Consider the following 21,492-nt stretch of genomic DNA (forward strand, 5'->3'; position numbering starts at 1 on the left):
GAAAAGACGATTTTCAAAGACCAGGAGATTTCCGATGAACGCACCCGTCATGAATGGCCTGACCATTCAAGCACCCGCCCATGTCAAGAATGCGAAACTGATCGCCTGGGTGGCCGACATGGCCGCGCTGTGCAAACCCGAGCGCGTCTACTGGTGCGACGGCAGCACTGAAGAGTACGACCGCCTCTGCCAGCAACTGGTGGACGCCGGCACCTTCAAGAAGCTCAACCCGGTCAAGCGGCCGAATTCCTACCTCGCCTCGTCCGACCCGAGCGATGTGGCGCGCGTCGAGGACCGCACCTACATCTGCTCGGAGAAGAAGGAAAACGCCGGCCCCACCAACAACTGGATGGCCCCAGCCGAGATGCGCGCGACGCTGCAGCCCCTGTTCGACGGCTGCATGAAGGGCCGCACCATGTACGTCGTGCCCTTCAGCATGGGCCCGCTGGGTTCTCCCATCGCCCACATCGGCATCGAACTCTCCGACAGCCCCTACGTCGCGGTCAACATGAAGATCATGACCCGCATGGGCCGTGCCGTTTATGACGTGCTCGGTGTCGATGGCGACTTCGTGCCCTGCGTCCACACCGTCGGCGCACCGCTGGAAGCCGGCCAGAAGGACGTGGCCTGGCCCTGCAACAAGACCAAGTACATCGTCCACTACCCCGAGACGCGCGAGATCTGGAGCTACGGCTCCGGCTATGGCGGCAACGCGCTGCTGGGCAAGAAGTGCTTCGCGCTGCGCATCGCCTCGAACATGGGCCGTGACGAAGGCTGGCTGGCCGAGCACATGCTGATCCTCGGCGTGACCAACCCCGAGGGCAAGAAATACCATGTGGCCGCGGCCTTCCCGAGCGCCTGCGGCAAGACCAACTTCGCGATGCTGATCCCGCCGGCCGGCCTGGACGGCTGGAAGGTCACGACCATCGGCGACGACATCGCCTGGATCAAGCCGCAGCCCGATGGCCGCCTGCGCGCCATCAACCCGGAAGCCGGCTACTTCGGCGTCGCGCCCGGCACCAACGCGTTGACCAACCCCAACTGCATGACCAGCGTGGGCCGCGACACCATCTTCACGAACGTTGCGCTGACCGACGACGGCGACGTGTGGTGGGAAGGCATGGGCGAGGCGCCCGCGCACGCCATCGACTGGCAGGGCAAGGACTGGACGCCCGCCATCGGCAAGGAAACCGGCGCCAAGGCCGCACACCCGAATGCCCGCTTCACCGTGGCCGCCACCAACAACCCTGCGCTCGACGAAGCCTGGGACGACCCCAAGGGCGTCGCCATCGACGCCTTCATCTTCGGTGGTCGCCGCTCCACCACCGTGCCACTGGTCACCGAAGCCCGCAGCTGGGTCGAGGGTGTCTACATGGCCGCCACGATGGGCTCCGAAACCACCGCAGCAGCCACCGGCCAGGCCGGCGTGGTGCGCCGCGACCCGTTCGCGATGCTGCCCTTCATGGGCTACAACATGAGCGACTACTTCCAGCACTGGCTCGACCTGGGCGCCAAGCTCGACGCCGCCGGTGCCACGCTGCCGAAGATCTACACCACCAACTGGTTCCGCAAGGGCGCCGACGGCAAGTTCGTCTGGCCCGGCTATGGCGAGAACATGCGCGTGCTGAAGTGGATGATCGAGCGCATCGAGCAGAAGGCCGACGGCCAGGAGCACGTCTTCGGCGTGAGCCCGCGCTACCAGGACCTGAGCTGGACCGGCCTGGACTTCAGCGCCGAGCAGTTCAACACCGTGACCAGCATCGACAAGTCGGCCTGGCGCGATGAGCTGAAGCTGCACGAAGAGCTGTTCGCGCAGCTGGCCCATCATCTGCCGAAGGAATTGCCAGCGACCAAGGCTGCGATTGAAGAGCGCCTCGAGGCTTGAGTTTTCGCATTTCAACAGACGCAAAAAAACCGCCCTCGGGCGGTTTTTTCATGGTGACAGCAAGGTGATCAGTGGAAGTGGCCGGATTGCACGCGGGCCAGGGCCACATACAGGGACGGCGTTTCGTGCAGGGCGGTCAGCTTGGACTTGCGGACCGGTGCCGGGACGACTTCCGTCGCTTCGGCTTCAACCTTGCTGCGCTCGATGGCAGCGCGCAGTTCTTGCATGATGCGCGGGTCGCGTTCGGCAGTGGCCAGGAACAGAGCGTCGGCGCGGGCAGCGGCACGGCTTTCAGCAGCGGCACCCAGCAGTGCCCCGATGCGCTTCAGCCCGCCCACCATCACGTCGGCGTAGAGCGCGGCACCGGCGAACAGCGCGGCACAGAGCACGGCCCATGCAGCCAGCAGGCTGGTCTCGTCCCAGCTCGTCACGAGCGCTTCAGCGAAGACCAGCGCCGACGAAACCGCGGCCACCAGCAGGAAAGCGATGACATGGCGCGAGCCTCCACGCTTCGACTTGCCGTTGACGATGTCGAACAGCACCTCTGCGCGCTTGACGCCGGGGTGGAACGTGGGGTGGTTTGCGTTAACGAAGCTGGTCATGATGGTCCTCTCAGAATTGCGTTGGGTGGTGAGCCGATGACTGAATCTTAGGGGTTTCCCTAGTGTCGTGCCACTTTATATCCATGATGTTTATCATTCACTTTAATGATGAACGTCAACTTTCGCACGCTGGACCTGAACCTCCTGCGGGTCTTCGACGAGGTGATGGCCGAGCGCAACCTGACCCGCGCCGCCCGCAACCTGTCGCTGACGCAGCCCGCTGTCAGCAATGCCCTGCGCCGCTTGCGCGACCTGCTGGGCGATGAACTGGTGCGCCGGTCGGGTGCCGGCGTGGAGCCCACGCCGCGCGCGCTGGCGCTGTGGCCGACCGTGCGGGACGCGCTACGGCACCTCCAGCACGTGCTGGCGCCGGGCGATTTCACGCCGGCCACGGCCGATACCGCCTTCGTCCTGGCGATGGCCGACGCCACTGCGGCGGAACTGGTGCCGGGCCTGGTGCAGATCATCGAGCGCGAGGCGCCCGCCGTCTCCTTGCGCGTGGTGCCGCTCACCACGCGCGATCCGCGCCAACTGCTGGAGAACGAAGGCGCGGACATGGCGGTCGGGTACTTCCCGGCGGTGCTGGCCGCCTTGACGGCGCGCGGCCAGTCGGGCGTGGCGGTGCCTTTCGAGACACAGCGGCTCTACCTCGGCCAGTACGTCTGCGTGATGCGGCGCGGCCATCCGCTGGCCAGCAAGCCGCTCACGCTGGACGACTACTGCGCCGCGCGGCACCTGCTGGTCAGCTTTTCGGGGCGAGCCTATGGCTTCATCGAACAGACGCTGGGCGCGCTCGGTCGCGAGCGGCACATCACGGTCACGGTGAACCAGTTCTACACGGCCGGTCGCGTGGTCGCCAACTCGGACCTGCTGGCCGTGATGCCGCGCCACTTCGTCAAGGTGACCGGCATCGCCGACCAGTTCGAGCTGCGCGAGCTGCCCTTCGACCAGCCGCTGGTGCATGTGGACGCCCTCTGGCACCGGCGCACGCAATACGGCCAGGCGCATGCGTGGCTGCGCGATGCGCTGGCGCGCGCGGCCGAGGTGGCGTTCGCGAAGTCCGCCGACGAGGTCGAGTTGCCGGCGAAGATACGGCCATGAAGCTTCAACTCCTGTCCGACCTGCATCTGGAATCGCACCCACGCTTCGAGGCTGAAGCGGCGCCCGGCGCCGACCTGCTGGTGCTGGCCGGCGACATCGGCTCCTACCAGAATGGCTCGCGCCTGACCGAACCGGATTTCGGGCTGGGTCGCTTTTCACCGCACCATGGCTGGCCGGCGCCGGTGATCTACGTGCCCGGCAACCACGAGTACGACGGCGACGACTTCGACGCGGTGCACGATCGCCTGCGCGCCACCTGCGACGCGCTGGGCATCCACTGGCTGGAGCGCGAGACGCTGGTGATCGATGGCATCCGCTTCGTCGGCACCACGCTGTGGAGCGATTTCGACGCGTTGGTCGACCCGGCCGGCGGCATGACCGAACTGCTCAAAACGCGCGGCAAGGCGATGCGAGCGGCCAACTTCTACCTGGAGAAAGCGGCGACGGTGCGGGACGGCAAGCCCTTCATGGCGGAGGAGTTGAGGGAGCAAGCGCTGCTCTGCCAGGATTGGCTGCGCGATGAACTGGCGCGGCCTTTCGATGGCACGACGGTGGCGATCACGCATTTCGCGCCGACGCTGGCGAGTGCCGATCCGCGCTACGGGCTGTCGCCCGGAACCGCCGGCTTCTGCAACTCGCTCGATGAATTGCTGCCGCTGGCCAAAGTGTGGCTGCACGGCCACCTGCACTGCGCCTTCGACTATGTGAAGGACGGCTGCCGCGTGGTGGCCAACCCATTGGGCTATCGGAGCAAGGGGGAGCAGGAGGCGTTCAAGCCAAAGTTGCTGATCGAGGTGTGAACCGGGGCTTTGGCCGGGTCTCGGTCAGCCGCGAACGTTCAGCGCGCCGACAGCCCGTCGAGGCAGCTGTGCATGTGCGCGTGGCCGGCGCGGCAGAACTCCTCAACGACTGCGGCCATGCGCGCGGCACGGCGTTGGCGCGGCAGCAGCGCCGGGGGCTGCGAGCCTGATCGAGCGCGTGCTGCCGGGCGCCTGCGACACGCGCACCGGAGCTGAAGGCGGGCAGCACAAGTCCTGGACCGCCGCCGAAGGGCTATTTGCCGCGAATCTCCACCGCAAAGCTGCCGACGAGCACGCGGGCTGACCGCCATAGCATCCACAAGAACGCGACAGGCAAGACGATGGTCTGGAGCACGAAGATAGCGATCAAGCTGACGATCTTGGCACTCAGATCCTTTGCCTCATTGAGAATGGCCTTGTAGTCCAAGCCCTCTTTGACGTTTTCCAGCACCTTCTTCCAGCGGTCCAGGATGTCCCAGATGCCGCCCTTTGCCTGCGGTAGTTCCGACACAGCGGTCGGTACCTTGTGATCTGCTTCCTCCACATTGGCGCTGACCTCCTTGTATTGCGCCGACATGAACGCACCGTAAACAGCCTCGTTGCCGAGCGTTGTCAGCGGCACCGCGAAGCGAACCAGCAAAGTGGCGACCAACAACGGCCGGGACCACCGCGCGGCCCAGGTGCCCCCTCCCCGCCACATGCCAGCGACCCACCAGAGCACGACGGCGAGCGAAGTGGCGATGGCTACGGCTTCATGGGCACCGATCTTCATCAGAAGCATCTGGATCCCGAACGACACGCTGGCCACAAGCATGACGTCAGCGAACTTGTCGACGAGTTCGTTCAATGGCTGCAAGGCCTGTCCCGGTGCGAAGCTGACACCGACGCCGCCCGGCTGCACGCTGACTTGCGTGCCTTGTGCCACCGACAGCGCCGCACCGAGTGCACGAGCCGTCGCGAAAGTCGCCAGCGAGCGCTCAAGTCCTGCCTCGATGTTCTTCGTTGCCGGAGCATTGATCCCGGGAAACCAGCAGGCGACCAGAATTAGCAAGGCCACGACGGAAAGCAGGAGGCGAGAGGAATGGGTGCTGGAGGTTGTCATCCTTCCAGCTTAGCCGCAGGCGATTAGTTGTTGACCCAGCGCCTCGCATGAGTTCCATTCGCCCGGTCGCGCGCCCGAATTCGCGTTCTACACGACCATGAGCGTCACGACGGCGATGCGCTCGGACCGGACCACGCGGCCATGCCCATCGCGCTGAAGGCGATCCCCGAATTGCAGACCCTGAACCCAGGCACGCAATGCGCAGATCCTGTTCCTGGTGCTGAACGGCCCCGTCTCTCACGCTGCGCCCGCTTGCCTTGCCGTCGAATCTGCGGCGAAGCCGCGCCGATCGTTTCCGGTTCTAGAGCATCTGCTCCAACTATCGACCCGTTCTAGCTTTCGCCGACTAGGCCTTCAGCGAGAAGATTCATTCATACCAACTCAAGACCTCAAGGAAAAGATCATGTCGAACCAATCCCTCGCTACCGCTGCTACCCACGTCGTTGCCCAGTACAGCGCTGCCGGCAAGACCCTGAACCAAGCCTACCGCGCCACCGTCGAGCGCCTGCTCGGCGATGCCAAGACCCGTTTCGAGTCGGTCCTGGACGCCCGTTCGCTGCCGCTGGTCAACGACCAGATCAAGTCGCAACTCGTGAACGCACAAGAAGTGCTGTCGGGCTACATGCTCAAGGGCGTGCAAACCGTCTACGGCCAGGCTGACCAAGCCATCGACATGATCGCCAAGGGCGCCAACAGCGGCATCGAAACGGTTGCCAGCACGGTTGCCCGCGTCGAATCGTCGTTCGAGTTCATCAACCTCGACCCGGTCCGCGCCATGAACGCGCCGATCGCTTCGCTGGCAACGCAAATCGCCGACAAGGTCGTCGAAGGCGCGAAGGCTGTGGAAGCCCGCCTCGGTGTGGTCGCTGAAGAAATGACCGAAGTCGCCGTCGTTGCCAAGCCGGCACGTCGCGCTGCTCGCAAGGCTGACTGATCGGCCTGACGGGTTGTCCTGCGCTACGCCGCAGGTCGCCCGAGGCAACGCTGCCGGCACACCCGGAAGCATTGCCTAAAGCAGCTCTTCGCCAACCATTGGCAGCAGCAACCAGTTCTGGATGCGCAGCCAGATGAAACGGCCGGGTTGATCGTCATGCACGATCTCCCGGCCGTTTTCCGTTGTCTCGATCCATTCCGGGCGCTGGCCGTCGGCCGACAGGCGCAGCACATAGCCCAGGTTGACCGGCTGGGCGCCGTCGATGCCCAGCAGGTGATTGAACTGGGCGACGGCTTCGGGGCTGTCGATGATCAGGCCGACCTCCGTGTTGACCGCGGCCGAGCGGTGGTCGAGGTTCATCGAGCCGATGACCATGCGCTGGCGGTCGATGGTCGCGAGCTTGGCATGCAGCCGGCTCAGCGAATGGCCAAAGGTGCCGAAGCGGCCTGAACGGGCCGAGATCTCCGGCGCGATCTCCTGGATCTCCACGCCGATCCGCAGCATCTCCGTGCGGTAGCGCTCATAGCCCGCATAGGCCAGCGGCTCGTCCGTGGCGCCGAGCGAGTTGGTCAGCACCGAGATGCGCCGGCCCTGCGCGATGGCGTGCTGCATCAGTTCGATGCCTTGCTGGCCCGGAATGAAATACGGCGAGGAGATGCGCAGCTCCGACTGGGCTTGGCCGAAGGCCTGGAGCGTGGCTTCGATGACGCTGCCCTTGTAGGCCTGCTCGGGCGTGCGGGTGATCTTGGCCGGGTCGTCCGCGACCACCCGGGCCGGGGCCCAGTGCATCGTCAGCCGGCCGGTGGCCAGTTGCTCGGTGACGGGCGGGTTGTCGAGCGCATCGCGCGCTTCCAGCGGCACATCGGGCGCAGCGGCTTTCACCAGCTGGTCGAAGCGCCTTCGCGCCGCGTCAGGCGACAGTCGCAGCGGCGCGACGGTCTGGATGGACCATGCCTGCGCACTGTTCCAGTAGCGGTCGAAGGACGCCGACAGGTCGCGCACCACGGGTCCGCAAGACAGCACATCGATGTCGATGTAGTTGGCCGCAGTGCTGCGCATGAAGTAGTCATTGGCGATGTTGCGTCCTCCCATCACGGCCATGCTGTTGTCGGCCAGCATCAGCTTGTTGTGCATGCGATGGTTGATGCGGCGGATCTCGTGCAGCGACAAGGCGAGGCGGAGAGGCAGCGAAGCGACGCGCGAAGGCAAGGGGTTGAACAGCCGGACTTCCACCTTGGGTTGCGCGGCCAGCACGGCGAACAACTCGTCCTGGCCACCCATGTAGAGGTCGTCCACCAGCAAGCGCACACGCACGCCGCGCGCGGCCGCATCGCGCAACTCGCGCAGGAGCAACAGGCCGACGTCGTCGTTCTGGATCAGGTAGTACTGCACGTCGAGCGTCTTCTCGGCGCGGCGTGCGAGCGCGATGCGCGCATCGAAGGCAAACGAGGCCTCGGGCAGCAGGCGGAAGCCCGACAGGTCCGGCGCATGCGCACCATTGGCGGCCACGGTACGTGCGAGCGCGGTGCCGGCCACATCGGTCAGCGCGTGCGTGGGCACGTTCGGCACCGGCGGCGGCAAGCCAGCGCACGCCGTCAGCAGCCAGGCGGCCAGCAGCATCGCCAGGCGGCGAAGCCCCACGCACTTGTTGTTCTCTCCCATGACTTGCAATGTTGCCTCTCCCCCGCACGGCTGCCAATGGGCGCGCCCCTATGATCGGCCGGCATCTTTCAGCAAGGGACTCACGCAATGCTCAACGGCCTGTGGCTCGGATTCTTTCTCGTCGCGGCCGTGGCATCGTTCGGGCGTTGGCTGGTCGGCGGTGACGCCACCGTGTTCGCGACCGTGGTCGAGAGCCTGTTCGCGATGGCGAAGCTGGCGGTCGAGGTGATGGTGCTGCTGTTCGGCACGCTGACGCTGTGGCTGGGGCTGCTGCGCATCGCCGAGGCGGCGGGGCTGGTCGGCTGGTTGGCGCGCTTGCTCGGCCCCTTGTTCCGGCGCCTGATGCCGGAGGTACCCGCGGGCCATCCGGCGCTGGGCCTGATCACGATGAACTTCGCGGCCAATGCGCTGGGACTGGACAACGCGGCCACGCCGATCGGGCTGAAGGCGATGCGCGAGTTGCAGTCGCTGAACCCGAGCGCCACCGCGGCGAGCAACGCGCAGATCCTGTTCCTGGTGCTGAACGCCTCCTCGCTCACGCTGCTGCCGGTGACGATCTTCATGTACCGCGCGCAGCAGGGCGCGCCCGACCCGACGATGGTGTTCCTGCCGATCCTGCTGGCCACGAGCGCGTCGACGCTGGTGGGGCTGTTATCGGTGGCGCTGGTGCAGCGCCTGCGGCTGTGGGATCCCGTGGTGCTGGCTTATGTGCTGCCCGGTGCGCTGGTGTTGGGCGGCTTCATGGCGCTGTTGGGCACGCTGTCGTCGGCAGCGCTGGCGTCGCTGTCCTCGCTGCTCGGCAACCTGAGCCTGTTCGGCATCGTGATCGTGTTCCTGCTGGCCGGCGCGGTGCGGCGCGTGAAGGTCTATGAGCAGTTCATCGAGGGCGCAAAGGAGGGCTTCGATGTGGCGAAGAACCTGCTGCCCTATCTGGTGGCGATGCTGTGCGCGGTGGGCGTGTTGCGGGCATCGGGCGCGCTGGACCTGGCGCTCGACGGCATTCGGTGGGTGGTGACGATAGGGGGCTGGGACACGCGCTTCGTCGATGCGCTGCCAACCGCGCTGGTCAAGCCCTTTTCCGGCAGCGCGGCGCGGGCGATGCTGATCGAGACGATGAAGAGCCAGGGCGTGGACAGCTTTCCCGCGCTGGCCGCGGCCATCATCCAGGGCAGCACGGAGACGACCTTCTACGTGCTGGCGGTGTACTTCGGCGCGGTGGGCATCCAGCGGGCGCGGCATGCGGTGGCTTGCGCACTGGCGGCGGAGCTGGCGGGGGTGGTGGCGGCGATTGCGGTTTGCTATTGGTTTTTTGGATAGGGCGCGATGTTGACGGATGCCGTCGGGAATTCTTTGGACGAGGGCCTCCGTCGGGACGAGTTGAAAAAATCCATGCGCCTCCGCCTGGAATGAAAAAAATCTTGTTGCAATTGAAGAAATCCGGGTGCTCTCGGCGGGTCTTCAATGCCGATGACTGCCGCCACCCGCGCGCCGGTAGTGCTCGCCCAGCACGTCGCGCCCCCAGTCGCCATCGAAGTCGCGCCACACGTTGTGGATGTGGTTGCCGCCCGAGTTGTCCCATTCGATGAGGAAGCGCGGGCCCTGGATGCGCCAGTAGTGCGGCTGGCCGCGCTCAGTGGCGCCGGCCCAGCCGAAGCGGATGGCGTCCAGGCCGCCGGTGCGCACGCGTTCCAGCCGCTGCTGCGCCAGCGAAGGCTCGGCCACTGACGCCAGCGATTCGACGATGCGCAACAGCAGGGCCTGTTGCGCCGCGTCCAGGGCGCTGAAGGTGATGCCCACGGGGGCCAGGGGTTCGAGCTGGGCGGCATTGCGCGTGACGATGTCGCCGAAGGGCTGGGCGCTGAAGATGGCCTGCTGGCGCTGCGTCGGCGAGAGCGCGGCCAGCAGCGCATACGCGCGGTCTTCCTCCTCGCCCAGCGCACGCTGGCCCTTGCGCGGGCCCTTGTTGGCAATGTCGCGCGGCACCTGCGCCGGATTGGCACCGAGGAACTGCGGCAGCGTGGCCACGACCTGGCCGTTGGCCAGCGTGAAGTGCAAAGAGAGATGGTGCCCTTCGATGCGCCAGCCCCAGGCGGCGGTGGCGTCCGGCGTGCCGAACAGCGCGAAGGCATAGTTCTCCGGATCGCGCGAGAGGCCGAAGGTCTCGATCTCGCGCAGCGCGATCTCCAGCGCGATGATGGACTGGACCTTGACCAGGCCGGGCTCGGACAGGGCCGCGGACAGCAACTGTTGCGCGGCCTGGCGCTGCGGCGCCGCCATGGCCTTCAACGGGATGCCGGGGCGGCTGCGCGGCGTGTAGTTCCAGTCGCCACGCGCGTCCAGCGTGAGCGGCAGCAGCAGTTGGGGGCGCTGCGCCGACGGCGTTGCCTCGAGCAGTGCCCGTGCCGCGGCCGTCATCGCCTGCGCCGCGCGGGTCGTGTCGGCCGCAGCGGCGGCGACCGGCGCAGTGACGAGCAAGGTCCAGCAGGTCATCCAGGTGGAGAGTGTGCGCAGCAGCATGCGAGTCCTTCCGGGTGAGACATCGAGCCCCTGATGCTCCCCGCGCGGCGCCTGAGCCAGCCCCTTGAGGAGTCAAGTCGAGATGGCGAAGCCACATCGACTGGAGAGATTGACCCGTTTTCCGTGCTGCGACAAGCCCGTTGTCGGCGTGTGTGCCTCAGGCTGCGCGAGACGCGACGCGCGGCGACGCCCGATCGGCCAGTCGTCAACGCGCCAGTACGCCGGAGAGGATCGCGCAGCCGACGAACGCGATGCTCACGGCCAGGACGGTCCAGTGCGCCGCGACGGTGACCGCGTGCAAGGAGCCGTAGGACTCATGGGCCCAGTCCGCGCCGTCGTCCGGAATCACTTCGACGGTGGGGATATCAAGATGGATTTTCATGGCCACACCTTTCGCTTCCATCGTAGGCCCGGGGGCGCAACGCATCGATGAAATCGCGGGCGCGCATTGATGCCCCGACCACATCAATGACGCCGTGCACGCCTGTGCGACAACACGGCCATGCCCGATCGGCCAGAATGCAACTCCCCTTGCCTCCAGCCCACGTCGTGACTGTTCCCGCCCAGGCGCAAGCGCCCTCCTTCTCGCCCGACGAATTCCGTGATGCGCTCGGCATGTTTGCCACGGGCGTCACGATCGTCACGGCGCGGGCGGCCGACGGCTCGCTGGTGGGGCTCACGGCCAACTCGTTCAACTCGGTGTCGCTCTCGCCGCCGCTGGTGCTGTGGAGCCTGGCGCGCTCGTCGGGGTCGATGCCGGCGCTGGACACCGGCTCGCATTACGCGATCAACATCCTGGCCGCGAACCAGAAGGAACTGGCCGAGCGCTTCGCGCAGAAGCGCCTGGACCGATGGACCGACGTGGCGTTCACCGAAGGGCTGGGCGGCTCGCCGTTGCTGGACGGCGCGGTGGCGAGTTTCGAATGCTTCAACCGCAGCCGGTACGACGAAGGTGACCACGTGATCTTCGTTGGCGAAGTGGAGCACTGCGCATGGCGCAGGGGGGCGTCGCCGTTGTTGTTTCACGGCGGGCGCTTCTTCACGGAACACCCGCTGTAGCAATGCCCCGCGGGTCCGTCCGCTGCGGCCCCTGTCGATCTACCGGAAGACGGGATGGCGCGGCCGGAGGCTACCCATGGCACTCACCGCAAGACTGCGGCCTGTGCGATGCAAGCGCAGCGGTCAACCCTTCTTGTACGTTGCATCGAAGCGCGACTGCAGGTACGCCTGCGCGGTGACCGGTTCATAGCGCGGCGCCTCGCCCGCCGGCACGCAGGAGGGAATCGCGCTGACCAGCGCATCCGGATTCGGATCGAGGAACAGCGCGATCGAATAGCGCTCGCGCGTCGGCCGCAGCACACGGTGCGGTGTCGACACGTACACGTCATTGGTCCAGCGCATGAGGCAATCGCCGATGTTGCAGAGGAAGGCGCCGGCCGGCAACGCGGGCGCATCGATCCAGTCGCCGTTGCGCGGGCGCACTTGCAGGCCGGCGACGCCATCGGTGGCCAGCAGGGTCACGTTGCCATAGTCGGTGTGGGCGCCGGCGCCGATGCCTTCCGCTGCGGTCCCTGCGGCCGGCGCCGGGTAGTGCAGGAAGCGCAGCGTGGCCATGGGCTGGTCGATCTTGTCGTCGAAGAAGCTTGGCGGCAGGCCCAGGTCCGCCGCAAAGGCCGCGTGCAGCATGCGCGCCGCGGCCAGGGCGGCATCGAAGTAGGCCTGCACGCGCGGACGCCAACCCTCGATGGGCGGCCAGGCATTGGGCGGGCGGGTCAGCTCGTCGGTCCAGATGAAGTTGAGGGCTTCCTTCTGGTCGGCGCCTCGCTTCTCGTCGAGCGCTTCGGCACCGAAGTCGACATAGCCGCGGTTGTGGCCCAGCTTGCCGATGGCGATGGACTGCTTGGTGACGGTGTCGAGCGCGAAGAATTCGCGGCTGGCGGCAAAGGCGTCGGCGAGCAGTTCGGGCGCGACGCCATGACCGGTGATGGCAAAGAAGCCGACGTCGCGGCAGGCAGCGCCGACCTCGGCGGCGACGCGTGCATGCTGCGCCGTACCACGGGCTGCGAGGGGCGAGATGTCGATGATGGGAATGGCCGTATGCATGCGTCGAGTTTGCACCAGCGTCATTTGCCGCGCGCGGCTACCATCATTCCTTGACCCTTGGCCGCATCGGCTCCTGCCGGCTCGCATGGATGGCGTGGCTGCCAGCAGGAACCGTTGCCGCAGCACCCGTCACCGACCCGTGCACGCAGCGGAGCGACGGGTTCGACACACTCCGTCTTGCTGATCGCGACCGGCCTGCCCGGTTGCGCCGATGACGTAGCGAAAGCAAGAAAAGAATGATCGAACGCAAGACCCATCTCGACACCCGCGCCATCAGCCTGCTGGTTGCATGCTGCGCCTTCTGGGGGCTGCAGCAGATCCTCATCAAGACCACGGTGGTGGAGGTGCCACCGCTGTGGCAGGCGTCGATCCGCATGGCGGGCGCGGTGCTGCTGCTGTGGCTCTGGTGCCGCGCGCGCGGCGTGCCGCTGTTCAACCGTGACGGCACGCTGCCGGGCGGGCTGCTGGCAGGGCTGCTGTTCGCGGGCGAGTTCTGCTGCATCTACCTGGGTTTGCAGGACACCACGGCTTCGCGGCTGACGGTGTTCCTCTACACCTCGCCGTTCTGGGTGGCGCTGTTCCTGCCGCGCTGGGCGCCGTCGGAGCAGTTGCGGGGCTGGCAGTGGGTGGGGCTGGCGCTGGCTTTTGGGGGCGTGATGCTGGCCTTCAGCGAGAGCTTCGGCCACAGCAGCCCGAGGCAGCTGCATGGCGACCTGCTGGCGCTGGCGTCGGGCATGTTGTGGGGGTTGACCACGCTGTCGATCCGCGCGACCAAGCTGGCGACGGCCAGCGCGGAGAAGACTTTGTTCTACCAGGTGGCCGTCACTGCCGCCGTATCGCCATTCATGTCGCTGGCGCTTGGGGAAACCTGGGGCTTTTCTTATTCCGCAATGGCCTGGGGTTCGATCGCGGTGCAGACGGTGATCGGTGCGTTCGCGAGCTACCTGACCTGGATGTGGCTGCTGCGGCACTACCCGGCGACGCAGATGTCATCCTTCACCTTTCTGACGCCGCTGTTCGCGCTGGCCTTCGGCGTGATGCTGCTGGGCGAGCCGCTGACGCTGCGCCTGGTGCTGGCGCTGGCCGGCGTGGGCCTGGGCATCGTGATGGTGAACCGGCGCAAGGCGCCCGCGCCGGACGTAAAAAAGGCCGCCTCGAAGGCGGCCTGATTCGCAAGGAGCGAGGGGGTGGCTTCAGCCGCCCTTCTTGGCGCGCTTGCCTGGGTTCTTCTTGCTGCGGGTGGCGGTGCCGCGCTCGAGACTGCGCTTCTGGCCGATGCCCGACTTGGCGAGGGTGTAGCCCGGTGCGGGGGTGGGCTTGGGCGTGGCTTTGCGTTCGGCTTCGGTTCTGAAAGTGGCAGGCATGGTGGGCTCCGGTAAAAAAATGTCCGGGCGACATTAGGCCACAGCGGGAAAACCCGGCCGGTGGCGACGGGCGTTACATCTCGGCAGGAGCGCCGTGCCTGACGGCCTGGAACGAGGTCGCGCGCCACCCTCGCGCGGCAGTGCCGAACCGTCGCGCTCTTTGGCTAGCCGTTCTGCTGCAGCCAGCGCGCGACGGCGATCGGCGTGCGGTCTTCCAGCAGCGGACCGATGATCTGCACGCCGATAGGCAATCCGCCCGCGGTCCTGCCCACGGGCGCGACCGTCGCAGGCAGGCCGGCCAGTGTGGCGGCGCCGGCCCAGGCCAATTGATGGTGGTAGGGCGTGGACTTGCCGTCGACATCCAGCATGGTCGTTTGCCAATCGATCGGCCCCGGGATGTGCGGGAAGGCCACGGTGCCGAAAGGCGGGCACAGCACGATGTCGAAGGCCTCGAACAGCTTGCGCCAAGTCCCGCGCAGGCGCGCACGGCGGTCGAGCATCGTGAGCCATTCATGCGAGGGAATGGAAGGCGGCGCGTCGGGTGCACCGCGCGTGACGATGGTCTTGAGCATGGCGGCGTACAGCTTGTGCAGCGCTTCGAGGTCCGGCAGCAAATCGCTGCCATGGCTGACCTGCGCGCCGGCCCGTGCGAGCCGATCGGCGGTGTGCTCGACGGCAGCCTGCACTTCGGCGGAGGCGTGAGCGCAGGGATGCGTGGTCATCACCAGCACGCGCAGGCCATCCGGCTGCACATGCCGCGCGGGCGGCAGTTCGAGGCGCCATGCGGGAGCGTCGTCCACATCCGGGCCAGCCAGCACGTCCATTGCCAACTCGATGTCGTCGGCGCTGCGCGCCAGCGGTCCGATCACGGCAATCACATCGGCTGCACCACTGGGCGCGCCGGGGAAATCGTGGCCGCGCCCCGGCAACAGGCCCACGCTGGGCTTGTGGCCGTAGAGGCCGCAGAAATGCGCGGGCACGCGGATCGACCCGCCGATATCGGAGCCCAGTTCGAGCGGCACCATGCCCGCGGCCACCGCCGCGGCCGAGCCACCGGAGGAGCCGCCCGGCGACCGCGTGGTGTCGAACGGATTCAGCGTGCGCCCATAGACCGGGTTCACGCTTTGCCACTCACCCAGCGCCAAGGCGACGTTGGTCTTGCCGAGGATCACCGCGCCCGCGGCCTTGAGGCGCTGCACGGCCACGGCGTCCTGCGCGACGGGAATGGCCTTGGCGAACTCGAAGCCCCAGGTGGTGGGCAGGCCCACGACGTTGAAGGCTTCCTTCACCGTCATCGGCACGCCCAGCAGCGGGCGTCGCTCGCCACGGGCCAGTGCAGCATCCGCAGCGCGGGCCTGTTCGCGGGCGCGGTCGAAGTCGCGCACGACGACGGCGTTGATCTCTTCATCCCGCTGTTCGATGCGCGCGATGGCGGCGTCGCAGAGTTCAACGGCGCCGACCTGGCGCGCGGCCAGGGCTTCGACGAGTTGGGTGGCGGTGGCCGTGGCGTAGTCGATGGTGTTCATGGCCTGCATTGTTGACGCGAGAGTCGCGCCTTCGCCTGATCGAACTTGCTCAATGCATCAGGCGACGGGCACGGTGCGGAAGCCGACCGCCAGCCGGTTCCATGCATTGATGGTGCTGATCACCAGCGTGAGATCGACGCGCTCGCGCTCGCTGAATTCCGCGCACAGCGCTTCGTAGTCGGCGTCGGGCGCATGCGTGTCGGCGACGCGCGTGAGCGCTTCGGTCCAGGCCAGCGCGGCGCGTTCGCGCGGCGTGAAGAAGGGAGACTCGCGCCAGGCCGCGACGGCGTAGAGGCGGCGTTCGGTCTCGCCGCGCTTGCGGGCCTCGGTGGCATGCATGTCGACGCAATAGGCGCAGCCGTTGATCTGCGAGGCGCGCAGCTTGACCAACTCCGACAGCAGCGGCTCCAGGCCCAGCTTGTTGACGGCGGCCGAGAGCGCGAGCATGGCCTTGGTGGCTTCGGGCGAGGCTTTGTAGAAATCGAGGCGGGCTTCCATGATGGCTGTGTCCTTGTGTGATCGAGGTATGGGATGAATTGTCCTCGCGCCCTTCACGACCGCATGCGGGACATACTCGCACAGATTTCACGACCATCCACCGCACCCCATGAACCACCGCATCGACTTCCAGGCCGTGCTCGACGAGATCGACGCGAAGATCCGCCCGATGCTGGGCCACGGTGGCAAGGTCGCCAGCTACATCCCTGCGCTGGCCCGCGTGCCGGCCGAGCGCTTCGGCATCGCGCTGCGCACCTGCGATGGCGTCGAGGCTTGCGCCGGCGATGCGGGGGAGCGCTTCTCGATCCAGAGCGTGTCGAAGCTGTTCACGCTGACGCTCGCGATGCAGCACTTGGGCGAACGCTTGTGGGAGCGCATCGGGCGCGAGCCGTCGGGCAATCCGTTCAACTCGCTGGTGCAACTGGAAAGCGAACAGGGCAAGCCGCGCAACCCCTTCATCAATGCCGGTGCGATCGCGGTGGCCGACCGGCTCGTGAGCCTCGGCGATGCGAAGGCCGACATCCTGGCGCTGATGACGAGCCTGGCCGGCGAGGCCATCGCGTTCGATGAAGAGGTGGCCGCGTCGGAGGCCGAGACCGGCTATCGCAACATCGCGCTGGCCAACTTCATGAAGAGCTTCGGCAAGCTCGACAACGATGTGGACCCGGTGCTCGACATGTACTTCCACCAGTGTGCGATCCGCATGTCGTGCGTGCAACTGGCGTGCGCTGCGTCGTTCCTGTGCCGTGACGGGGCGCATCCCGTTGAAGGCCAATCTGCCGTGACCACCGAGCGCCAGACGCGCCGCATCAATGCGCTGATGCTGACCTGCGGCACCGACGATGCGGCCGGCGACGTGGCCTTCTCGATCGGCCTGCCTTGCAAGAGCGGCGTGGGCGGCGGCATCGTCGCGGTGGTGCCGGACCGGCTCACGCTCGCAGTGTGGTCGCCCGCGCTGGACACCACGGGCAACTCGCTGATGGGGATGAAGGCGCTGGAGATGTTCGTGGGGAAGACCGGCTTGTCGGTGTTCTGAGCAGCACGGCTTCGCCCGGCACCCCGCCGTGGGCCCTGTGCCACGACAGGGGTCCGGTTCACTGTGGCGGGCGGCCCCACCCGCCCTTCGACGCCCGGTCCAGCGCCGAGCGCGCCACCATCCGATGGAAGGGCGCGATCAGGCGGATGTAGTTGCGCCCGAGCCGGTTGTGGCAATGCACGACGGTGGTCGCGACCACTTCGCGGCCACCGCCCGGCACGGGCCGCTGCAGCATCGAAAGGCGGAAGTCCAGGTGCCGGTCGTCCTCGCCGAGCACGACTTCGTCATCGTGCGTCTCGTAGATGCGGAAGAACGCGACGCGCGGCGAGGTGTCGGCGCGCAACGCGCCGGAAGTCTTGAGGCCGAACAGCTTCACCGCCGAATCACGAACGCCCATCAACCGGTCGACCCAGGGCGCCTGGTTCTCCAGCGCGAATCGTGCGAGCGCCAAGGTATCGCGAGGCGCATCGGGCGGCAGGTCGATGGCGAAGGCATCGGCCAGGAAGGCGCCGGCGTAGAGCGGTGCGACGCGTGCCTCCGCAGGCAGCGCGATGTGGCGCGAGCGCAGCGATGGCGAAGGCAATGGCGATGACATGTGGAGCGTTTCAGTCGACGTGGGTGGTCACGACCATGTCGAGCTCCACCGATGCGTTCTTGGGCAGGCTGTACACGCCGACCGAGGTGCGCGTGTGCACGCCCGCTTCGCCGAACACGCGGTAAAGCAGGTCGGATGCGGCATCGGCCACCTCGCTTTGCTGGGTGAAGTCGGGCGTGGTCTGCATGTAGACGGTGACGCGCAGGATCTTGTCGACCGCGTCGAGGGAGCCCAAAGTCTGGCGCAGGATGGCCAGCGCGCGCAGCGTGCAGATCTGCACGGCCTCGCGGGCCTGGTCGAGCGAAGTATCCGCGCCGATACGTCCCGTGACGACCACCGTGCTGCCGACACGCGGCACCTGCCCGCTGAGCCAGACGGTGCGGCCGTCGCGCACGGCCGAGGCGTAGTGGCCGCCGATGCGGATCTCGCCCTCGAAGCTGTGGCCCAGCTCGGCGGCGATCTGGTCGGCGATGGCGTTGTGCGTGGTGGTCATGGCTTCAATGGACGTTGACACGGGAAAGCCGTGCAGCATAGGCCATGACCCGACGGCGCAGGGCCTGCCACACGACGAATGCCGCTGGCGCGGGTTGGTGGCTCCGGATCACCGCCCCCTCGCCGCCTGCTTCGAGCGCGACCCAGCCGCCGCGTTCCAGCCGGTGGAACTCGCCGTGCGACAGCGTGACGGACGGCGACAGCGTCGTCTCGCCGAGCCAATGCAGCGGCTCGCGCACCACGACGCGGCCGCTGTCGACCTCCAGCGTGGTCAGGCGGTCGAGCGGGATGTGCAGCGCTTCGCCGCGTTGCAGGCGGGTGGTGGTGGCTAGGAAGTGGGTCATCGAAGGCTCCTTGAAACGAGGCCTTCATGGTCCGGTTTTGGCTGCACGGAAAACAGGCACAGCCTTCACTGTTGCGACCGGAACAGACAGCGCAGCAAGGCGTCTGTTATGGTCGTTTTTGCGCCAACTGCATCTGTTTCATTGGCCGCCGATTCGCAACGATCGGGCCATGCTCACGCCCTCGTCCATGCCCAACACACCTGCCGCGCCACCGCTGTATCGCCGCCTGGCCACGCACTACCGCGGCGCGATCGAGGCCGGCACGCTGGCGCCGGGCGAGCGCATGCCCTCGCTGCGCCACCTGATGCGGCTGCATGACATCAGCCTGTCGACCGCGCTGCAACTCTGCCGCACGCTGGAGTCCGACGGCTGGGCCGAGGCGCGCGACCGCTCCGGCTACTTCGTGCGCAAGCCGCAGCGCCTGCGCCTGGCGCCGATGGACGAGCCGGCCGCCGGGCTGCGGCCGGACCCCGCGCAATTCGTCGGCATCCATGCGCGCGTGTCAGCCTTCGTCGCGCAGCGGCGCGCGGCCGAGGTCAAGGTCAACTTCTCGATCGCACGCGCGGCGCCACAGCTCTATCCGGCCGAGGCCCTGCGCGCCGGCATCACGCGCGCCTTGCGCCTGCGGCCCGAGCTGCTGGCCGCCGCGCCGCCGCTGCAAGGCGACCCGCAGTTTCGTGCGGTGCTGGCCAAGCGCGCGCTGGCCGCGGGCATGACGCTGTCGCCCGAGGAAGTGCTTGTCACCAACGGCTGCATCGAGGCGCTGAACCTCGCGCTGCGCGCGGTGGCCCATCCAGGCGACACCATCGCGGTGGAGTCGCCGACCTTCTACGGCCTGCTGCAGGTGCTGGAGAGCCTGGGCCTGCGCGCGCTGGAGATCCCGACCAGCCCGCAATCAGGACTCTCGGTCGAAGCGCTGGAACTCGCCTTGCAGACCTACGACGACATCAAGGCCGTGGTCGTGATCCCGCACTTGCAGAACCCGCTCGGCAGCGTGATGCCGGATGCGCACAAGGAACGGCTGGTGAAGCTGTGCGAGTCCAAGGGCATCGCGCTGATCGAGGACGACACCTACAGCGAGCTTCTCGACGTCGACAGCGCGCCGCGCGCGATCAAGTCGTGGGACCGTAGCGGCAACGTGATCCATTGCGCGTCGCTGCACAAGATCCTCGCGCCCGGCATGCGGCTCGGCTGGATCTCGGCCGGGCGCTGGCATGCGCGCGTGGAGATGCTCAAGTACGCGCAGACGCGCAACAACGAGGTGCTGTCGCAACTCGGCGCAGGCGAGTTCATGGCCAGTGGCGCGTACGACCGGCATCTGCGTCGGCTGCGCACCGCCTTGCGCGAACAGCGCGAGCGCACGGCCGAGGCGATCGCGGCGTACTTCCCCGCAGGCACGCGGCTGAACCTGCCGAACGGTGGGCTGCAGCTATGGGTGGAGTTGCCGGGCGCGTGCCCATCGGCCGACGTGTTCGACGCGGCGCTGCGCGAGGGCATCCTCGTCGCGCCGGGGTGGCTGTTCTCCAATTCGTCGCGCTGCGACCACTACCTGCGCCTCAACTGCGGCTGGCCCTTTGACGAGGTGGTGGACGGCGCGCTGAAGCGGGTCGGGCAGATCGTGGGCGGGCTCGCACGCTGAGATCACCAGCCCTCCGACCCCGGCTCCCCCTTGAACGGCCCGACCAGTTCGGGCGTGATCCAGCCCGCATAGAAGCGGCCCGGCTGGGGCAGCACGCGCAGGCCGTCGACGCGGCATTCCAGATGCTGCGGGTAGAACGCGATGTGGTCCTCCAGGCCTTCGAAGCCGGGCAGCGGGGCTGGATACCACCATGCCGCAGCGTCAGCCCTGCGTTGCGACGTGACGACCGAGAGATAGCGCGCCTCGCCCTTCCACTCGCAATGCGACTGGCCCGCGGCAGGCTGTAGCAGCGCCACTTGGACGTACGATCGCGGCAGGTACCAGGTCGGCGGGCTGGCTGTTTCGAGCACCCGCAGCGCGCGACGCGTGTGCGCGATCTCGATGTCGCCAAGACGCACCGTGACCTCGCGCGCATCCGGCGCGATGCGCGGCGGCCGCGGATAGTCCCACACGGATTCCTGCCCCGCTTCTGGTGTCACCGCAAAGGGCGGACGCACATCGCCGACGTAGCGCCAAAGCGAGCGCGCAAAGGCGCGGCGATCGTCGTCGGATGCGGAAGTCATGGCGATGAGCTCCTTGTGCAAGACTCTCCCCATCATGAACGACATCTCTCCCGCACAGCAGCCCGCGCACGAAGACGCCGACAGCGCCGCCATCCAGGAACCCCGCCTCTGGCGCGACGCCGTGTGGACCGCACGCGTCATCAAGAACGAGGACGACGACGGCTGGGCCGTCTCGATGACGCGCCATGGCGAGGCCGAGCCGGCACTGGTCGGCCCCTGGACCATGGGCCGCGACAAGAAGAACCCCAAGCCGCTCGACACGCCCGCCTTCCACACGCTGGTGAAGACCGCCAACGAAGTCTTGCGCCGACACGAGCAGCAACTGCATGCGCAGCTCAACAAGCAGGTCAGCATCGGCGCAGGCTCGGAGCGCATCCGCGTGGCGCTGCGCATCGTGCCCGACGAGGACAACCCGCATGCGGTGCTGTCCGCGCAGGACGAATTCGGCGCGCAGCTGGGCGAGGCCCGCACCGCGCCCAGCTTCAAGCTGACGACGGCGAGTGCAGAGGCGTGGATCGAGGCGGGTTACCCGGCGCGGGTGCGCTGACCGGGCTCGACGACCGGATGCGGTCGATGACGTAGTAGGACTTGACCATGCCCAGCGCCTTTTCGAAGCGCACTTCCGCCGTCGGAAACAGCGCATCGATCTCCGCGCGCCGCAGCAATCGCGTGCCCCAGAAGTAGTTGCGGATGGTGTCGGACGGATGACCTGATGCCATGGCGACATGC

Annotated in this window: 24 protein-coding genes; 10 read left to right on the forward strand and 14 right to left on the reverse strand. The window is 67.2% G+C overall.

Going from position 1 to position 21,492, the window contains the following annotated elements; genetic code table 11:
- Positions 1-34: 34 nt before the first annotated feature.
- Positions 35-1,885 (forward strand): phosphoenolpyruvate carboxykinase (GTP), encoded by a 1,851-nt coding sequence (locus tag WKW82_RS00705; protein ID WP_340340336.1) that lies wholly within the window; start codon positions 35-37, stop codon positions 1,883-1,885.
- A 68-nt stretch (positions 1,886-1,953) separates the two neighbouring features.
- Here the strand turns inward: WKW82_RS00705 and WKW82_RS00710 are convergent, their stop codons facing one another.
- On the reverse strand, positions 1,954-2,487 hold the full coding sequence (locus WKW82_RS00710; RefSeq protein ID WP_340340337.1) for a hypothetical protein: 534 nt from the start codon (positions 2,485-2,487) through the stop codon (positions 1,954-1,956).
- A 108-nt stretch (positions 2,488-2,595) separates the two neighbouring features.
- Between WKW82_RS00710 and WKW82_RS00715 the strand changes: the two genes are divergently transcribed.
- Positions 2,596-3,588 (forward strand): LysR family transcriptional regulator, encoded by a 993-nt coding sequence (locus WKW82_RS00715; RefSeq protein WP_340340338.1) that lies wholly within the window; start codon positions 2,596-2,598, stop codon positions 3,586-3,588.
- Positions 3,585-4,388 carry a metallophosphoesterase gene (locus WKW82_RS00720; RefSeq protein ID WP_340340339.1) on the forward strand — a complete coding sequence of 268 codons (804 nt, stop codon included), beginning with the start codon at positions 3,585-3,587 and terminating at the stop codon, positions 4,386-4,388. Before WKW82_RS00715 ends, WKW82_RS00720 begins: the two co-directional genes overlap by 4 nt.
- Positions 4,389-4,641: 253 nt before the next feature.
- Here the strand turns inward: WKW82_RS00720 and WKW82_RS00725 are convergent, their stop codons facing one another.
- Positions 4,642-5,490, reverse strand: a complete 849-nt coding sequence (locus WKW82_RS00725; RefSeq protein WP_340340340.1) for a hypothetical protein — start codon at positions 5,488-5,490, stop codon at positions 4,642-4,644.
- Between the two features lie 403 nt (positions 5,491-5,893).
- Here WKW82_RS00725 and WKW82_RS00730 point away from each other — a divergent pair, with 403 nt between their 5' ends.
- The gene (locus tag WKW82_RS00730; RefSeq protein WP_340340341.1) at positions 5,894-6,424 is read left to right on the forward strand and encodes a hypothetical protein; all 531 of its coding nucleotides are present in this window, start codon (positions 5,894-5,896) and stop codon (positions 6,422-6,424) included.
- 75 nt (positions 6,425-6,499) lie between these two features.
- On the opposite strand, the gene WKW82_RS00735 is transcribed toward WKW82_RS00730, so the two are convergent.
- Positions 6,500-8,086 carry a phospholipase D family protein gene (locus WKW82_RS00735; RefSeq protein ID WP_340340909.1) on the reverse strand — a complete coding sequence of 529 codons (1,587 nt, stop codon included), beginning with the start codon at positions 8,084-8,086 and terminating at the stop codon, positions 6,500-6,502.
- Positions 8,087-8,173: 87 nt separating this feature from the next.
- Here WKW82_RS00735 and WKW82_RS00740 point away from each other — a divergent pair, with 87 nt between their 5' ends.
- Complete coding sequence (locus tag WKW82_RS00740; protein WP_340340342.1) at positions 8,174-9,403, forward strand: nucleoside recognition domain-containing protein; 1,230 nt, start codon at positions 8,174-8,176, stop codon at positions 9,401-9,403.
- Positions 9,404-9,544: 141 nt separating this feature from the next.
- On the opposite strand, the gene WKW82_RS00745 is transcribed toward WKW82_RS00740, so the two are convergent.
- A complete protein-coding gene (locus tag WKW82_RS00745; RefSeq protein WP_340340343.1) occupies positions 9,545-10,603 on the reverse strand; it encodes a DUF3500 domain-containing protein in 1,059 nt (352 codons plus the stop codon).
- Positions 10,604-10,808: 205 nt separating this feature from the next.
- A complete protein-coding gene (locus WKW82_RS00750) occupies positions 10,809-10,985 on the reverse strand; it encodes a hypothetical protein (protein WP_340340344.1) in 177 nt (58 codons plus the stop codon).
- A 137-nt stretch (positions 10,986-11,122) separates the two neighbouring features.
- On the opposite strand from WKW82_RS00750, the gene WKW82_RS00755 reads away from it, so the two are divergent.
- Positions 11,123-11,662: a flavin reductase family protein gene (locus WKW82_RS00755; protein ID WP_340340345.1), complete on the forward strand. Its 540-nt coding sequence runs from the start codon at positions 11,123-11,125 to the stop codon at positions 11,660-11,662.
- A 123-nt stretch (positions 11,663-11,785) separates the two neighbouring features.
- Here the strand turns inward: WKW82_RS00755 and WKW82_RS00760 are convergent, their stop codons facing one another.
- Complete coding sequence (locus tag WKW82_RS00760) at positions 11,786-12,706, reverse strand: isopenicillin N synthase family dioxygenase (protein WP_340340346.1); 921 nt, start codon at positions 12,704-12,706, stop codon at positions 11,786-11,788.
- A gap of 236 nt (positions 12,707-12,942) precedes the next feature.
- On the opposite strand from WKW82_RS00760, the gene WKW82_RS00765 reads away from it, so the two are divergent.
- Complete coding sequence (locus tag WKW82_RS00765) at positions 12,943-13,875, forward strand: DMT family transporter (protein ID WP_340340347.1); 933 nt, start codon at positions 12,943-12,945, stop codon at positions 13,873-13,875.
- A 24-nt stretch (positions 13,876-13,899) separates the two neighbouring features.
- Here WKW82_RS00765 and WKW82_RS00770 read toward each other — a convergent pair whose 3' ends face one another.
- The 3 genes from WKW82_RS00770 to WKW82_RS00780 form a co-directional block, all read right to left on the reverse strand.
- The gene (locus tag WKW82_RS00770; RefSeq protein WP_340337118.1) at positions 13,900-14,070 is read right to left on the reverse strand and encodes a hypothetical protein; all 171 of its coding nucleotides are present in this window, start codon (positions 14,068-14,070) and stop codon (positions 13,900-13,902) included.
- A gap of 164 nt (positions 14,071-14,234) precedes the next feature.
- A complete protein-coding gene (locus tag WKW82_RS00775) occupies positions 14,235-15,596 on the reverse strand; it encodes an amidase family protein (protein ID WP_340340348.1) in 1,362 nt (453 codons plus the stop codon).
- 57 nt (positions 15,597-15,653) lie between these two features.
- Complete coding sequence (locus WKW82_RS00780) at positions 15,654-16,094, reverse strand: carboxymuconolactone decarboxylase family protein (protein WP_340340349.1); 441 nt, start codon at positions 16,092-16,094, stop codon at positions 15,654-15,656.
- A 121-nt stretch (positions 16,095-16,215) separates the two neighbouring features.
- On the opposite strand from WKW82_RS00780, the gene WKW82_RS00785 reads away from it, so the two are divergent.
- Positions 16,216-17,130: a glutaminase gene (locus tag WKW82_RS00785; RefSeq protein ID WP_340340910.1), complete on the forward strand. Its 915-nt coding sequence runs from the start codon at positions 16,216-16,218 to the stop codon at positions 17,128-17,130.
- A 58-nt stretch (positions 17,131-17,188) separates the two neighbouring features.
- On the opposite strand, the gene WKW82_RS00790 is transcribed toward WKW82_RS00785, so the two are convergent.
- Genes WKW82_RS00790 through WKW82_RS00800 form a run of 3 tightly spaced genes read right to left on the reverse strand, consistent with a single transcriptional unit; the run spans position 17,189 to position 18,561 of the window.
- A complete protein-coding gene (locus tag WKW82_RS00790) occupies positions 17,189-17,725 on the reverse strand; it encodes a DUF2867 domain-containing protein (RefSeq protein WP_340340350.1) in 537 nt (178 codons plus the stop codon).
- Positions 17,726-17,735: 10 nt separating this feature from the next.
- The gene (locus WKW82_RS00795; RefSeq protein ID WP_340340351.1) at positions 17,736-18,218 is read right to left on the reverse strand and encodes a RidA family protein; all 483 of its coding nucleotides are present in this window, start codon (positions 18,216-18,218) and stop codon (positions 17,736-17,738) included.
- A 4-nt stretch (positions 18,219-18,222) separates the two neighbouring features.
- Positions 18,223-18,561, reverse strand: coding sequence for a hypothetical protein (locus WKW82_RS00800; protein WP_340340352.1), 339 nt, complete (start codon positions 18,559-18,561; stop codon positions 18,223-18,225).
- A 187-nt stretch (positions 18,562-18,748) separates the two neighbouring features.
- Between WKW82_RS00800 and WKW82_RS00805 the strand changes: the two genes are divergently transcribed.
- Positions 18,749-20,200 (forward strand): aminotransferase-like domain-containing protein, encoded by a 1,452-nt coding sequence (locus WKW82_RS00805; RefSeq protein ID WP_340340353.1) that lies wholly within the window; start codon positions 18,749-18,751, stop codon positions 20,198-20,200.
- A gap of 2 nt (positions 20,201-20,202) precedes the next feature.
- Here the strand turns inward: WKW82_RS00805 and WKW82_RS00810 are convergent, their stop codons facing one another.
- Positions 20,203-20,763, reverse strand: a complete 561-nt coding sequence (locus tag WKW82_RS00810; RefSeq protein ID WP_340340354.1) for a DUF427 domain-containing protein — start codon at positions 20,761-20,763, stop codon at positions 20,203-20,205.
- Positions 20,764-20,797: 34 nt separating this feature from the next.
- On the opposite strand from WKW82_RS00810, the gene WKW82_RS00815 reads away from it, so the two are divergent.
- Positions 20,798-21,310 (forward strand): hypothetical protein, encoded by a 513-nt coding sequence (locus tag WKW82_RS00815; RefSeq protein ID WP_340340355.1) that lies wholly within the window; start codon positions 20,798-20,800, stop codon positions 21,308-21,310.
- Here the strand turns inward: WKW82_RS00815 and WKW82_RS00820 are convergent.
- Positions 21,246-21,482 carry a hypothetical protein gene (locus WKW82_RS00820; protein ID WP_340340356.1) on the reverse strand — a complete coding sequence of 79 codons (237 nt, stop codon included), beginning with the start codon at positions 21,480-21,482 and terminating at the stop codon, positions 21,246-21,248. The genes WKW82_RS00815 and WKW82_RS00820 overlap by 65 nt on opposite strands.
- Positions 21,483-21,492: the final 10 nt, after the last annotated feature.

The sequence above is a fragment of the Variovorax rhizosphaerae genome (genome assembly GCF_037889975.1).
Classification (GTDB): domain Bacteria; phylum Pseudomonadota; class Gammaproteobacteria; order Burkholderiales; family Burkholderiaceae_C; genus Variovorax; species Variovorax rhizosphaerae.

Bases quoted from the DNA above. Each gene is read 5' to 3' on its own strand.
- WKW82_RS00750 (WP_340340344.1), bottom strand. From the start codon at position 10,985: ATGAAAATCCATCTTGATATCCCCACCGTCGAAGTGATTCCGGACGAC.
- WKW82_RS00765 (WP_340340347.1), top strand. From the start codon at position 12,943: ATGATCGAACGCAAGACCCATCTCGACACCCGCGCCATCAGCCTGCTG.
- WKW82_RS00730 (WP_340340341.1), top strand. From the start codon at position 5,894: ATGTCGAACCAATCCCTCGCTACCGCTGCTACCCACGTCGTTGCCCAG.
- WKW82_RS00820 (WP_340340356.1), bottom strand. From the start codon at position 21,482: ATGGCATCAGGTCATCCGTCCGACACCATCCGCAACTACTTCTGGGGC.
- WKW82_RS00800 (WP_340340352.1), bottom strand. From the start codon at position 18,561: ATGACCCACTTCCTAGCCACCACCACCCGCCTGCAACGCGGCGAAGCG.
- WKW82_RS00705 (WP_340340336.1), top strand. From the start codon at position 35: ATGAACGCACCCGTCATGAATGGCCTGACCATTCAAGCACCCGCCCAT.
- WKW82_RS00805 (WP_340340353.1), top strand. From the start codon at position 18,749: ATGCCCAACACACCTGCCGCGCCACCGCTGTATCGCCGCCTGGCCACG.
- WKW82_RS00780 (WP_340340349.1), bottom strand. From the start codon at position 16,094: ATGGAAGCCCGCCTCGATTTCTACAAAGCCTCGCCCGAAGCCACCAAG.
- WKW82_RS00760 (WP_340340346.1), bottom strand. From the start codon at position 12,706: ATGCATACGGCCATTCCCATCATCGACATCTCGCCCCTCGCAGCCCGT.
- WKW82_RS00745 (WP_340340343.1), bottom strand. From the start codon at position 10,603: ATGCTGCTGCGCACACTCTCCACCTGGATGACCTGCTGGACCTTGCTC.
- WKW82_RS00715 (WP_340340338.1), top strand. From the start codon at position 2,596: ATGAACGTCAACTTTCGCACGCTGGACCTGAACCTCCTGCGGGTCTTC.
- WKW82_RS00795 (WP_340340351.1), bottom strand. From the start codon at position 18,218: ATGACCACCACGCACAACGCCATCGCCGACCAGATCGCCGCCGAGCTG.
- WKW82_RS00770 (WP_340337118.1), bottom strand. From the start codon at position 14,070: ATGCCTGCCACTTTCAGAACCGAAGCCGAACGCAAAGCCACGCCCAAG.
- WKW82_RS00810 (WP_340340354.1), bottom strand. From the start codon at position 20,763: ATGACTTCCGCATCCGACGACGATCGCCGCGCCTTTGCGCGCTCGCTT.
- WKW82_RS00720 (WP_340340339.1), top strand. From the start codon at position 3,585: ATGAAGCTTCAACTCCTGTCCGACCTGCATCTGGAATCGCACCCACGC.
- WKW82_RS00755 (WP_340340345.1), top strand. From the start codon at position 11,123: ATGCAACTCCCCTTGCCTCCAGCCCACGTCGTGACTGTTCCCGCCCAG.
- WKW82_RS00790 (WP_340340350.1), bottom strand. From the start codon at position 17,725: ATGTCATCGCCATTGCCTTCGCCATCGCTGCGCTCGCGCCACATCGCG.
- WKW82_RS00815 (WP_340340355.1), top strand. From the start codon at position 20,798: ATGAACGACATCTCTCCCGCACAGCAGCCCGCGCACGAAGACGCCGAC.
- WKW82_RS00740 (WP_340340342.1), top strand. From the start codon at position 8,174: ATGCTCAACGGCCTGTGGCTCGGATTCTTTCTCGTCGCGGCCGTGGCA.
- WKW82_RS00735 (WP_340340909.1), bottom strand. From the start codon at position 8,086: ATGGGAGAGAACAACAAGTGCGTGGGGCTTCGCCGCCTGGCGATGCTG.
- WKW82_RS00710 (WP_340340337.1), bottom strand. From the start codon at position 2,487: ATGACCAGCTTCGTTAACGCAAACCACCCCACGTTCCACCCCGGCGTC.
- WKW82_RS00775 (WP_340340348.1), bottom strand. From the start codon at position 15,596: ATGAACACCATCGACTACGCCACGGCCACCGCCACCCAACTCGTCGAA.
- WKW82_RS00725 (WP_340340340.1), bottom strand. From the start codon at position 5,490: ATGACAACCTCCAGCACCCATTCCTCTCGCCTCCTGCTTTCCGTCGTG.